This is a genomic window from Pseudomonas sp. SB113 (assembly GCF_040754745.1).
GTDB classification, from domain to species: domain Bacteria; phylum Pseudomonadota; class Gammaproteobacteria; order Pseudomonadales; family Pseudomonadaceae; genus Aquipseudomonas; species Aquipseudomonas grimontii.
On the sequence record NZ_JBFMHW010000005.1, the window covers coordinates 234,723 to 246,777 of the forward strand.

A 12,055-nucleotide genomic window follows, 5' to 3' on the forward strand; every position below is an offset into this window, starting at 1 on the left:
TATTCCTCATGATCGGTAGTGGCATCGGTCTGAACGGATTGCTCAGTCTCGACACAGCACTAGAGTGAGGCCCCTTATCGGCGTTACAGCCGTGTGCAAATATTTCTGAAAATTAATCCTCAAGCTTCGACAGCGGCTCCTGAAACCGCAGCAAACGCCCGGCATTGCCCAATACCAGCAAGGTGCTCAGGTTATGCAGCACCGCCGCAATCATCGCCCCCGCAGCGCCCAACCAGCCAAAGGCGGCAAACACCACGATGGCCAAGGTCCAGCCCAGGCCGATGACTACGTTGACCTGCAACGTACGCCGGCACTGGCGACTCAAGCGCACACAGGTACCCAAGCGCCGCAGGTCGCTGCCGATCAACACCACATCCGCCGACGCCAGGGCGATGTCCGCCCCGCCCGCCCCCATGGCCACGCCGACCACCCCGGCCTTGAGCGCCAGGGAATCGTTGATCCCATCACCGACCACCATGGGCCGGAAGCCGCTGCCGATTTCCCCCAGCACGCGGTTGAGTTTGTCTTCCGGTAAAGCCTGGGCCTCAACATCACTGATGCCCACGTCCAGCGCCAGGCTGTCGGCCACGCTTTGACGGTCGCCGGTGAGCAGCAGTTGGCGACCCAGGCCCAGGTCACGCAGTTCTTGCAGGGCCTGGCGCGCCTCCGGCTTGACGCTGTCGGCCAACAGCAGCCAGGCGAGGAATTGCCCGTTCAGCGCAAGCCCGGCAATCGGGCCGTCATGGTTCGGCACGGCGGTGGTGACAATACCCAATTGCTCGAACAACTCGGGACGGCCCAGCGCCGCTTCGCCCTGCTCGGTCTGTGCCACGACGCCCAGGCCCTGGCGCTCGCGAATATCCGTGAGTGCCAGCATTTGCGCCTGAGTCGCCAACCCCGCCAACGCACGGCTGACCGGGTGGCTACTGGCCGAACCGAGGCTGGCCGCAAGGTTGAGCAGCGCCTGGCGGTCGGTCGACGAGGTCTCGATGGACTGCAAACGCAGGGTGCCGAAGGTCAGGGTGCCGGTCTTGTCGACCACCAGCGAGGTCAGGTCCGCCAACTCTTCGAGGAACGCCGAGCTGCGAATCAGGATCCCATGCCGTGCCGCCACGGCGATCCCGGCAATCGCCGTCGCCGGTGCTGACAGCACCAGGGCGCACGGGCACGCCGCCACCAGCACCGCGAGCATCGCCTGGGCGTCATGGGTCACAAACCAGGTCACTGCCGCCAGCAGCAACACCAGCACCATATAGCTGCCCGCGTAACGCTCCAGCAGCCGCGTGATCGGCGGCTTGGAACGTTCGGCGTTCTGCATCAGCGCGATGACTTTGCCCAGGGTCGACTCATTGCCGGTACGCGTCACTTGCAGGCGCAACAGGCCATCGAGGTTGATCGCCCCGCCAAACACCTGCACACCCACACTGGCTTCCAACGGCACCGACTCGCCGGTGATCGGCGCCGTGTCCAGGCTTGCCTGGCCCGACAGCACCACACCATCGGCGGGCACCCGATCACCGGCACGCACCTCGACGACATCGCCGGTGCTCAGCGTGCCGTTATCCACTTCGATGATGCTGCCGTCGGCCTGCACCCGCCGCGCATGGCTGCGGGTCAGTTTACCCAGGGCATGGATCGCCTCTTGGGAGCCGATCACGCTGCGCTCTTCCAATACGTGGCCGAAGATCATGATGATCGGCAGCAACGCGGCGGTCAGCAGATCGCCGGTAGCCCAGGCGCCGAGCATCGCCAGGGCAATCAGTTGATCGGTAATGCCATGCAGGCTGGGAAAACGCAGGCTGTACCAGGCCGAACGCATCACCGGCACTGCCACCAGCAACGAGGCCACACCGAGCAGCAACTGGCTCACGCCCGTCTGGTCCGGCGCCAGCCACCGCCATACCAGGCCCAGCATCAGCAAGCCCAGGGCGAGCATCGCCAAGGTCAGTTGCCGGGCAGCGCTGCGCTGTTCGGCGGAGGTCAGCATGGGTGCGCTCATTGTTCGGCTCCCTGGATGATCAAGCGGGAGTCGTCTTTAGGATCGACCGTGGTCACAGAACCGGCCTGGCCGAGAATCTTCGGCATACGCTCGCGGTATAGGCGCAACAGCAAGCCCGGGTCCTTGACCTGGGCCAGGCTGGCGACCGTGGCGGTTTGCGCCTGGGCACTGGCCAGGCGTTCGCTGGCCTGGGCGTGGGCGACTTGCACCAGGCGGTCGGCCTGCTGGTTGGCGGTCTGGGTGAGTTTTTCCGCTTCGGTCCGGGCGTTTGCCACGGCTTTGTCGGCTTGTTGACTGGCGGTGAGTACGGCGTTGAATGCGTTCACCGCCGGGCCCGGCAGGCTCGATTGCACATCGACCCGCGTCACCTCGATGCCCAACCCCAGACCGGTGGCGGCCAACTCGGCCAGGCGTTTGTTGATGCCTTGCACCAAGTCACCCCGCAGCCGTTCGCGACGCTCGGCGGCGCCGTTGTCGGTGCCGATCAATTCGGGGCGCGCCACCAGGATCGTGTCCAGATCGCGCGCCGCCGTCAGGGCCACGGCGCTGCGGGTCACCAGGCGATCCAGGGCAGGCAGCACATGCGCGCCCTGCAACACAAAGGCGTAGGGCTCGGTGACCTTGTAGAACACCCGCACATCCAGCTGCACCACTCCGGCATCGCCGGTCAGCAAATAGCCGGAGCCGGCCAGGGCATCGCTCAAGGGCGTGGCGAAACTGGCCACACGGTCCGCCTGCACCGCCGCGTCGGAACGCAACAGGTTCTCCACCCGACGCTCGATCACCCGGTCGGCCGCCGGCAACAACACCACCTGCTCGAACGGCTGCGGCCAGGCCAGCAGCAGCCCGGCATTCTGGATGCGGTCGAGGGCGCCGAAGTGCAGCACCACCGCGCGGTTCTGCGGGTCGATCTGCCGCACGTTGGAAAACGCCCACGCCAACGCCGCCAACACGGTCACCGCGTACAACGCCAGGAACGTCAGGCGCCCGGCCTGGATCCAGGGGCTGTCCGGGCTGTCACGCTCGGTCATGGCTGAACGTCCTTGGGTCCGTCCACCAACGCGCGAAAGGGCGCGGCGTCGGTGCGCAGGATGATTTTGGTGCCGGGGGTCACGACCGTGCCCAAGGTATCCAGGGAGCGCAGCAAGTTATACAGCTGCGGATTGCCGGCGTAGGCACGCCCATAAATCTGCGCGGCTTCGACCCGCGACTGGGCTTCGATGTCGGCGGCTTTCACCGTGGCATCGGCCTGCACGATGCGCGCATCACGCTCAGCCGCGGAGCGAATCTGCGCGGCCTCACGTTTGCCCACGGCCGTGCGTTCGGTGGCGATGGTTTCACGCTCGGCGCGCATGCGGTCGACGGTGGCGGTCAGCGTGACCGACGGCAACGTCAGGCGCTCGATCCCCACCTGCGCCACCCGCACGCCATAGGTGGTGAGCAATTGTTGATCAATCTGCTGGCGCAGCTGCGCCTCGAAATCGGCGATGCGCACCTGGCTGGCGTCGGTGTTGATCAAGCTGGACAAATCAAAGCTGGCCGCCGTGGTTTCCAGCGCCGAGCCGACGAAGGTGCGAATCTGCCGCGCCGCCTCATCCGGCTGGTTCTGCACGGCGCGCATAAAGCGCTGCACATTGTCGGCATCGCCCTGTACCTGCCACGCCACATAGGCCTGCACGATAATCCGCAGGCCATCGCGCGTGCCCACATCCTGCAAGCCGCTGGAGGTGGTGCGCAGGCGCAAGTCCACCGGGATTGCCGCTTCGAACGGCGCCGGCCAGCGCCAGCCCAGGCCCGGTTCCAACAACACCCGCGACGGGTTGCCGAAGCGCGTGATCACCGTGGCTTCGCCGGAGCGCACCTGCACCAGGCTCGCCGCCGCCACCGCAAACAGCACCAGCAACACCGCCCAGGCCATGCGCCGCCAAGGGAAAGGACCCGCCGCCTGTTCATCACCGTGATGATGGTGATGGTGGCCGTGGTGGTGACCATGATCGTGAGAATGAGCGCTCAACAGACAGACTCCTTATTGAACGGTTTTACGCGGCAGCGAAGGGTCGGCCGGCAAAGTAAAAGAACGCAGATCAATCGTCGGTGCACCCTCGGCGCCCAGGCGGTGATCCAGAATAAGCAGCTTGGCGTGGGCCAGGCCCAGGCTGAGTTGGCCCAGGTACTGTTCCAGCACAAAGGCCCGGCCGGCCGCAGCGTAGGCCTTTTGTTCGGCGCTGAATCGCAGGTTGGCCGCTTGGGCACCGGCATTCACTTCGCGGGCAGTGGCCAAGGCCTGGTCGCGGGCGGTACTGGCTTGCAGCAAGGCCTGGTTGGTGTGTTCGCTGGCGGCGCCGCGCTCGCGGGCGATCAGGGCCTGGGCGCCGATCTGCGCGGCTTGCACACCGTGGTAGGCGTTGGCGGCGCCGGCTGGTGGGTGGATGGCCTCCACGACGGTGGCGAGGATTTCCACGCCGCTGTCGAGTTTCTGCAAGTCCGCCTGTACGGCGCGGCCGATTTCGTCGGCCAGGCGAGTGCGTTGTTCGCCGAGCAATTCGTCGAGGGTACGCGAGGCAAAATCGTGCACCAGGATGCGGCTGGCGGTGCTGCGGATCAGGGTCGGCACATCCGCACTGTTATAGGTGGCGGCGAGTGCGGCCTGGTCGGTAAGGCCGATGCGGTAAACGAAGCGCACATCCATGTTGACGATCTGGAAGCTCTGTTTATCGCCGCTGCTGCTGGCGATCACCTGGGATTTGTCATTCACATGGCTGGCGTCCCACAACCGATTGGCAATCAGCGGGGCCGGGCCTTCGGCAGGCGCCAACTCCGGTGCGGCAACGTCGCTGACGCTGGTGGCCAACTCGTGCACTACGCCGTTCTCGATGTTTAACACACGGCCCAAGGGCCACGGCAAGCCGGCATGCAGGCCAGGGCCGAACACCTCGATGGGTTTGCCAAAGCGCTCATAAATCCCACGGCCTTGCAGGGGCACTTCATGCACGCCGGTCAGCGCCCAGCCGACCGCCAACACCACCAGCAACACCGGCAAAAACGCCCGGCGCATGTAGGTAAACGCCCAGATCTGGCGCAGGTCGATGCCGAAGCGGTTGTGTAATTCGTGCTGTAGCGCCAGCAGTGGTTGTGGCGGCCAGCGCAGCAACCCGGCGATGAAGCTCTGCGCCATCAGGCGTGGTTCCAGGCGCGGCTGGCGCGGGCTGAACAGCGACAGCACGCCTCTTAATAGAAACTCCAGCGCCACTAAGGCCGGCAACAGCCCGACCAGCACCGCCAAGCGCAACGGCCAGACCGACTCGGCCCCGGCAAACAGCAGGCAAATCGCACTGACCACCAGGCAGGTAATCGCCACCCGGCTCAACTGCGCCAGTTGCGCGGCTTCCGGCCACTGGGCCGTGGTTTCCTGAGCCAGGCGCCGTTCGAACACCAGCAAGCCAAACGCCAGCGCCAACGCCAATGCAGCCCCCACACTGGCCGCTTGGCCGGCAGGCGCCGAGGGCAGAGTCAGGTTCCAGAATTCGATGATGCTGACCAGCGCCAGCAGCGACCAGCCGCCCAGCCACAATACGGGGGCGCCGATCTGCCGGGCAAAGCGCCCCACAAGGCGTGCGTAGCGGCCCGTTTCCTCCACCGTTAATTCTGCCGCCGGCTCCTCCAGCGCCTGGGCGCGCCAATCGGCTACCCACCACGCCGACTGCAGCCCGGCCACCAGCACCAGCAGGGCCGATGCACAGTTGATCAACACCACCGGCCAGATCGACAAAGGTGCAAACAGCGCGACAAACAACGCCAACACCCAACCGACAACGGCCAGCACCGTCAGGCTGATACCGGCTTGCCGCAGTCGACGGGCATGGAACAGCCCCTGCTGAAAACGCGGCAGGCCTTCAACCGAAGCGCCGTCCGCTTCTAGATCCACTTGCATCCCAACACGCCCGCTCGTACACAATTCGTTACGATATAACACGTGGCGTGAAATTTTTGTTCGTTAAACAGCGTTTTGAACATGGCAAAAATCTCTTGTGGGAGGGGGCTTGCTCCCGATAGCAGTCTACCTGTTGATGCATATGCTGGCTGATCCACCGCCATCGGGGGCAAGCCCCCTCCCACATTTGCCCCTCAGTGCTTTCCAGATCGTGACTAACCCCCCATAAACACGAGCCATCACTGGTGCACGCCATGAATAATCGGCACACTCCAAACAGTTTTTCGCGGGCTCTCGGACAAGGAAGCGTCACCCCCCATGATTTCGATCTATCAGCTCAAACCGCGTTTTCAGAACCTGCTGCGCCCACTCGTGCAGCGCCTCTATGACAATGGCACCACGGCCAACCAGATCACCGTGCTGGCCGGGGTCATTTCCCTGCTGGTCGGCCTGTTGATCGCCAGCTTCGCCCAACACCTGTGGCTGTTTGCACTGATCCCGCTGTGGATGATCCTGCGCATGGCCCTCAACGCCATCGACGGCATGCTCGCCCGGGAATTCGGCCAGCAGTCGCGCCTGGGCGCCTATCTCAATGAACTGTGCGACGTGATTGCCGACAGTGCGCTGATCCTGCCCTTCGCGCTGATCCCCGGCGTGAGCCTGGTGCCGGTGCTGCTGGTGGCGCTGCTGGCGGTGTTCAGTGAGTACGCTGGCGTGCTGGGGCCGATGGTCGGCGCGTCACGGCGCTATGACGGGCCGATGGGCAAGAGTGACCGCGCGTTCGTGCTCGGCGTGCTGGCCACCGGTGTGGCGCTGGGTTGGCTCGGCGCCGGCTGGGTCGACAGGGTGATGTGGCTGGTCGCCGCCCTGCTCGCCTACACCCTGGTCAACCGGGTGCGCCAGGGCCTGAAAGAAGAACAACACATCCCCCCTTCTGCATAAGGATTTTGCAATGCGCGAACAGCAAGAGCACACCTTCAGTACCCATGACGGCGTCGAGCTTTTCTACCGTCATTGGCCGGCGAGCGCGCCTGCGGACGGCGAGCCGCGCAAGGCGATCCTGCTGTTCCACCGTGGACACGAGCATTCAGGGCGTATTGCCCATCTGGTCGATGAGCTGAACCTGCCGCAATTCGACTTCTTCGCCTGGGACGCCCGGGGCCATGGCCAATCGCCCGGCACACGCGGCGACAGCCCGAGCTTCGCCACCAGCGCCCGCGACGTGCAGACTTTCCGCGACCATATCGGTGCCACCTACGGCATCGAGGAAGAAGATTGCGCAGTGATCGCCCAAAGCGTCGGCGCAGTGATCGCAGCCACCTGGGTGCATGACTACGCGCCGAAAATCCGCGCCCTGGTGCTCGCGTCCCCAGCGTTCAAGGTCAAGCTCTACGTGCCCTTCGCCCGGCCAGGCCTGGCGCTCATGCGCAAATTTCGCGGCAACTTTTTCGTCAACAGTTACGTCAAGGCCAAGTTCCTCAGCCATGACCCGGAGCGCGTGGCGTCCTACGACAGCGACCCGCTGATCACCAAGGCCATCTCGGTGAACGTACTGCTGGGCCTGTACGAAGCCGCCGACCGGGTTGTCGCCGATGCCCAGGCAATCCAGGTGCCGACTCAATTGCTGATCTCGGGCTCCGACTTTGTGGTGCACCGCAAACCCCAGCAGCAATTTTTCGACCGCCTTGGCAGCCTGAAAAAAGAACTGCACATCCTCCCCGGTTTTTTCCACGACACCCTCGGTGAACGTGACCGCGCGGTGGCCGTGAGCAGCGCCAGGCGTTTTATCCTGCAGAACTTCGCGCACCCGCTGGACCGTGCGTCCCTGCTGGATGCCGACAAACTGGGCGCGACCTGCGCTGAATCCGAATCCCTCGCAGCGCCCTTGCCGCGCAATTCCCTGCGCGACCTGTACTGGCGCCTGACCCGCGCCAGCATGGGCCTGGGCAAGAATCTGTCGGACGGCGTAAAGCTGGGCTTCGACACCGGCTTCGACTCCGGCAGCACACTGGACTACGTGTACCGCAACACGCCCACCGGCAAGGGCGGGCTGGGACGCATGATCGACACCAACTACCTCAACTCCATCGGCTGGCGGGGTATTCGCCAGCGCAAGCTGAACGTCGAGGAACTGCTACGCCTGGCCATGGCCAAGCTGCGCGCGGAGGATCGCGAAGTGCGCATCGTCGACATCGCCGCCGGCCACGGCCGCTACATTCTTGAAGCCTTGCAGGGCGTGTCGCCGCTGCCGGAATCGATCCTGCTGCGCGACTACAGCGACATCAACGTGCGCGACGGTGGCGCGCTGATTCGTGAGAAGGGCCTGGGTGACATCGCGCAGTTCGTCAAAGGCGATGCGTTTGACCGCTTGGACCTGGCGGCACTGCAACCCAAACCGACGCTGGCAGTAGTGTCCGGGCTGTATGAATTGTTTGCCGATAATGCCATGGTCGGTGGTTCGTTGGCCGGCCTGGCCGAAGCGGTGGAGCCCGGTGGTTACCTGGTCTACACCGGCCAGCCATGGCACCCGCAGTTGGAGCTGATCGCCCGCGCACTGACCAGCCATCGCCAGGGCCAGGCCTGGGTGATGCGCCGTCGCAGCCAGGCGGAAATGGATCAACTGGTAGATGCGGCAGGCTTTCGCAAGATCACCCAGCGTGTGGATGAGTGGGGCATCTTTACCGTGTCCCTGGCCCAGAAGATCTGACCATGCGCGAACCCGGTTTATTGAAACCAGCAGTCCTGTGGCTGCTGCTGTTGGCGCCGCTGTTTTTTGGCACTTACGGCTTCGCCACGTGGGTCACCAGCCAGCGCAGCGATGTCGGCACCCTGGTGTTCGGCTGGGAAACCCACATGCCGTTCTGGGCCTGGACCATCGTGCCCTATTGGTCCATTGACCTGCTCTACGGTTTCTCCCTGCTGCTGCCCAACAGCCGCCAGGAGCTGAAACAACACGCGCTGCGTCTGCTCAGCGCGCAGGTCATCGCCGTCAGTTGCTTCCTGATCTGGCCGCTGCGCTTCACCTTCGAGCGGCCGGAACTGGATGGCGTATTCGGCTGGCTGTTTGCCGTGCTGGCGGGTTTCGACAAACCGTTCAACCAAGCGCCCTCGCTGCATATCGCGCTGCTGGTGATCCTGTGGGTCATGTATCAGCGCCACACCCAAGGAATGTGGCGCTGGCTGGTGCATGGCTGGTTCGCCTTGATCGGTATTTCGGTGCTCACCACTTATCAACATCACTTTATCGACTTACCCACAGGCGCCCTCGCCGGCTGGATATGCGTGTGGCTGTGGCCGGTGGAACATCCAAGCCCACTGCTGAATGCACGGCTTACCCGAGATTCGAAGCGCTGGCGCTTGGGTCTGCGCTATGGCCTGGGGGCGCTGGCATTGGTGATGCTCGCGGTTTCCCTGGGCGGCGCTTGGTTATGGCTGCTCTGGCCGGCGGTGTCCCTGGGCTTGATCAAGGCGAATTACCTGGTGCTCGGCGCGTCGGGCTTTCAGAAACGCAGCGATGGCCGGCTCACACCCGCGGCCCGTTGGCTGTATGCCCCCTATCTGGCCGGGGCGTGGATAAATTCGCGCCTGTGGACACGCAAACATCCACAGCCCGACCTGATTGTGGATAACGTTTGGCTTGGGCGGATTCCCAGCGCGAAAGAGCAGGATTCATTCAGCGCCATTGTCGACCTCTGTGCCGAATTGCCGATTCATCCACAGGGCCGCGCGTATCAAAGCATCCCTGTACTGGACCTGATCGCCCCGACACCCGCCGAATGCCAGCAAGCCGCTGAGGCCATCGAGCGCCTGCGTTCAAGCGGCCCGGTGCTGGTGTGCTGCGCTCTTGGCTACTCACGCAGCGCCACTGCGGTCGCCGCCTGGCTGTTGCACAGCGGGCGCGCCGCCACGGTGGAACAGGCGCTGACTATTATTCGTACAGCGCGGGCCCATGTGGTCCTGCATCCTGCTCATCGTCAAGCGTTGGAGGGTTTGCCCCATGCCCGCTGATATGGAACTCCAGGTGGTCGCCAGCCTGCTGCGCCGTGGCCGTTCACTGGATCAGTTATCCACAGGCCTGACCGTGGCCGGTGTGTTATTTGGCCTGGCACAGTTGCTGATGGCGAGTGTTTCAACCCTCTGCCTGCTGCTCAGCCTGTGGATGATTATCCTGGGGCTGCTGCAAAAGTACTGGGCGCTGCGCGTGGCCTTCGATGCCGACCTGTTCGCCCTGCTGGCCCGCGATACCGAACGCACCCCGGACCTCGACCAGGCCCTGCAAGCCCTCGGCCTGCAATCGCCCAAGCGTGCCGGCCGACCGTGGACCGAGCGCCGTCGCGGCGCCCTCAAATTACTGCGCAAACAAGCCTGGCTGCTGGGCGCGCAAGCGCTGCTGACCCTCGCCGTGATCCTCGCCAGCCCCTGGCTGCCTTTCGCCGGATAAGGAATCCCCATGTTCGAACCCGTGGTCGCCACGCTCATTACCTCCATGGCCCGCACCGTCACCGGCGCCCGCAGCCTGTGGCTGGGTTGCGCGCCGGTGCCGGTGCAACGTATCTATTTCGCCAACCACAGCAGCCACGGCGACTTCGTGCTGCTGTGGGCCTCGCTGCCGCAGAACCTGCGCAAATTCACGCGCCCGGTGGCCGGCAGCGATTACTGGAATAAAAGCGCCCTGCGTCGCTACATCATCAACCGCGTATTCAATGGCGTGCTGATCGACCGCGAGCGCAAAGACCCTGTGGATAACCCCTTGCAGCCTATGCTGGCCGCGCTGGAGGGTGGCGACTCGCTGATCATCTTTCCCGAAGGCACACGCAACCTGGAGGACGGCTTGCTGCCGTTCAAAAGCGGCATCTACCATCTGGCCAAAAGTTACCCACAGGCCGAATTGATCCCGGTGTGGATCGCCAACCTCAACCGGGTCATGCCCAAGGGCCGCGTGCTGCCGCTGCCTTTGCTGTGCACCACCAGCTTTGGCGCCCCATTGCAATTGGAAGAAGGCGAAGACAAAGCCGCGTTCCTTGCCCGAACCCGCGATGCCCTGCTCGCCCTCGCCCCGGAGCACTCCTGAGATGGATAGCCAAACCCTGATGTTGTTCGGCGGGATCGGCGCGATCCTGGTGCTCGCCTCGCTGATCGGCCTGATCCTCAAATTGCGCACCCGTGGCACCCCAAATGCCGTGATCGAGAACCTCAACGCCCGCATCAACGCCTGGTGGGTGATGGTGGTGGTCATCGGCATCGCCTTCTGGCTCGGTACCGGCGCGGTGATCCTGCTGTTCTACGCGGTGTCGTTCTACGCCCTGCGCGAATTCCTCACCCTCACGCCCACCCGGCGCAGCGACTACCCGGCCCTGGTGGCCGCGTTCTACCTGGCGTTGCCGCTGCAATACCTGCTGATCTACTCGGACTGGTACGGGTTGTTCTCGATCTTTATCCCGGTGTATGTGTTCCTGCTGCTGCCGATCCTCGCCTCCCTCGGCGGCGACAGCACGCACTTCCTGGAACGCGCCTCCAAAGTGCAATGGGGGCTGATGATCGCGGTGTTCTGCGTGTCCTTCGTGCCCGCCCTGCTGACCCTCGACATCCCCGGCTATGAAGGCCGCAACCTGCTGCTGATCGCCTACCTGGTGATCGTGGTGCAACTCTCGGACGTGCTGCAGTACGTGTGCGGCAAGCTGTTCGGCAAACGCAAGATCGCGCCCAACCTGTCGCCGTCGAAAACCGTGGAAGGTTTTGTCGGCGGGATTTTGCTGTCATCCCTGATCGGTGCGGCGCTGTGGTGGACCACGCCGTTCAACCCGTGGCAATCGTTCCTGATCGCCTTGCTGATCAACCTGCTCGGCTTCGCCGGCGGCATCGTCATGTCGGCAATCAAGCGCGACCGGGGGGTGAAGGATTGGGGGCATATGATCGAAGGCCACGGCGGGATGCTGGATCGCCTGGATTCGGTGTGCTTCGCCGCGCCCATCTTCTTCCACCTCGTACGTTACTGGTGGACCTGACCCAAACCGCTCTAAAGCCCATTGAAGATCAAACTGTGGGAGGGGGCTTGCCCCCGATGGCGGTGTGTCTGTCGCTGAAAGTTTCGACTGATCCACCGTCATCGGGGGCAAGCCCCCTCC

Annotated in this window: 10 protein-coding genes; 6 read left to right on the plus strand and 4 right to left on the minus strand. The window is 64.1% G+C overall.

Features of this window, described 5'->3' with window-relative positions:
* Window positions 1–112 precede the first annotated feature (112 nt).
* From AB1462_RS09230 to hflK (AB1462_RS09245), 4 genes are read right to left on the minus strand one after another with little or no spacing between them, the layout of a single operon-like run.
* Window positions 113–1,999 (minus strand): cation-translocating P-type ATPase, encoded by a 1,887-nt coding sequence (locus tag AB1462_RS09230; protein ID WP_367246607.1) that lies wholly within the window; start codon window positions 1,997–1,999, stop codon window positions 113–115.
* Window positions 1,996–3,030, minus strand: coding sequence for a protease modulator HflK (gene hflK, locus AB1462_RS09235; RefSeq protein ID WP_367246608.1), 1,035 nt, complete (start codon window positions 3,028–3,030; stop codon window positions 1,996–1,998). Before hflK (AB1462_RS09235) ends, AB1462_RS09230 begins: the two co-directional genes overlap by 4 nt.
* Window positions 3,027–4,016: a protease modulator HflC gene (hflC, locus tag AB1462_RS09240; RefSeq protein WP_167361144.1), complete on the minus strand. Its 990-nt coding sequence runs from the start codon at window positions 4,014–4,016 to the stop codon at window positions 3,027–3,029. The genes hflK (AB1462_RS09235) and hflC overlap by 4 nt, the downstream gene beginning before the upstream one ends.
* A gap of 9 nt (window positions 4,017–4,025) precedes the next feature.
* Window positions 4,026–5,930, minus strand: a complete 1,905-nt coding sequence (gene hflK / locus AB1462_RS09245) for a protease modulator HflK (RefSeq protein ID WP_367246609.1) — start codon at window positions 5,928–5,930, stop codon at window positions 4,026–4,028.
* 318 nt (window positions 5,931–6,248) lie between these two features.
* Here hflK (AB1462_RS09245) and AB1462_RS09250 point away from each other — a divergent pair, with 318 nt between their 5' ends.
* Genes AB1462_RS09250 through AB1462_RS09275 form a run of 6 tightly spaced genes read left to right on the plus strand, consistent with a single transcriptional unit; the run spans window position 6,249 to window position 11,935 of the window.
* Window positions 6,249–6,872, plus strand: coding sequence for a CDP-alcohol phosphatidyltransferase family protein (locus AB1462_RS09250; protein ID WP_367246610.1), 624 nt, complete (start codon window positions 6,249–6,251; stop codon window positions 6,870–6,872).
* 10 nt (window positions 6,873–6,882) lie between these two features.
* Window positions 6,883–8,637 carry a bifunctional alpha/beta hydrolase/class I SAM-dependent methyltransferase gene (locus AB1462_RS09255; protein ID WP_367246611.1) on the plus strand — a complete coding sequence of 585 codons (1,755 nt, stop codon included), beginning with the start codon at window positions 6,883–6,885 and terminating at the stop codon, window positions 8,635–8,637.
* A 2-nt stretch (window positions 8,638–8,639) separates the two neighbouring features.
* Window positions 8,640–9,938 carry a phosphatase PAP2/dual specificity phosphatase family protein gene (locus AB1462_RS09260; protein WP_367246612.1) on the plus strand — a complete coding sequence of 433 codons (1,299 nt, stop codon included), beginning with the start codon at window positions 8,640–8,642 and terminating at the stop codon, window positions 9,936–9,938.
* Entirely contained in the window at window positions 9,928–10,371 is a 444-nt protein-coding gene (locus AB1462_RS09265; RefSeq protein WP_259191527.1) for a hypothetical protein, read from the plus strand. The genes AB1462_RS09260 and AB1462_RS09265 overlap by 11 nt, the downstream gene beginning before the upstream one ends.
* 9 nt (window positions 10,372–10,380) lie before the next feature.
* Window positions 10,381–11,001 carry a 1-acyl-sn-glycerol-3-phosphate acyltransferase gene (locus AB1462_RS09270; RefSeq protein ID WP_027608186.1) on the plus strand — a complete coding sequence of 207 codons (621 nt, stop codon included), beginning with the start codon at window positions 10,381–10,383 and terminating at the stop codon, window positions 10,999–11,001.
* Between the two features lies 1 nt (window position 11,002).
* Entirely contained in the window at window positions 11,003–11,935 is a 933-nt protein-coding gene (locus AB1462_RS09275) for a phosphatidate cytidylyltransferase (RefSeq protein ID WP_090401335.1), read from the plus strand.
* The last annotated feature ends 120 nt before the right edge of the window (window positions 11,936–12,055 follow it).

What these genes read in the sequence shown, in the direction of transcription:
- AB1462_RS09230 (WP_367246607.1), bottom strand. Translation starts at nt 1,999, where the DNA reads ATGAGCGCACCCATGCTGACCTCCGCCGAACAGCGCAGCGCTGCCCGG.
- hflK (WP_367246608.1), bottom strand. Translation starts at nt 3,030, where the DNA reads ATGACCGAGCGTGACAGCCCGGACAGCCCCTGGATCCAGGCCGGGCGC.
- AB1462_RS09265 (WP_259191527.1), top strand. Translation starts at nt 9,928, where the DNA reads ATGCCCGCTGATATGGAACTCCAGGTGGTCGCCAGCCTGCTGCGCCGT.
- AB1462_RS09250 (WP_367246610.1), top strand. Translation starts at nt 6,249, where the DNA reads ATGATTTCGATCTATCAGCTCAAACCGCGTTTTCAGAACCTGCTGCGC.
- AB1462_RS09260 (WP_367246612.1), top strand. Translation starts at nt 8,640, where the DNA reads ATGCGCGAACCCGGTTTATTGAAACCAGCAGTCCTGTGGCTGCTGCTG.
- AB1462_RS09270 (WP_027608186.1), top strand. Translation starts at nt 10,381, where the DNA reads ATGTTCGAACCCGTGGTCGCCACGCTCATTACCTCCATGGCCCGCACC.
- AB1462_RS09255 (WP_367246611.1), top strand. Translation starts at nt 6,883, where the DNA reads ATGCGCGAACAGCAAGAGCACACCTTCAGTACCCATGACGGCGTCGAG.
- AB1462_RS09275 (WP_090401335.1), top strand. Translation starts at nt 11,003, where the DNA reads ATGGATAGCCAAACCCTGATGTTGTTCGGCGGGATCGGCGCGATCCTG.
- hflK (WP_367246609.1), bottom strand. Translation starts at nt 5,930, where the DNA reads ATGCAAGTGGATCTAGAAGCGGACGGCGCTTCGGTTGAAGGCCTGCCG.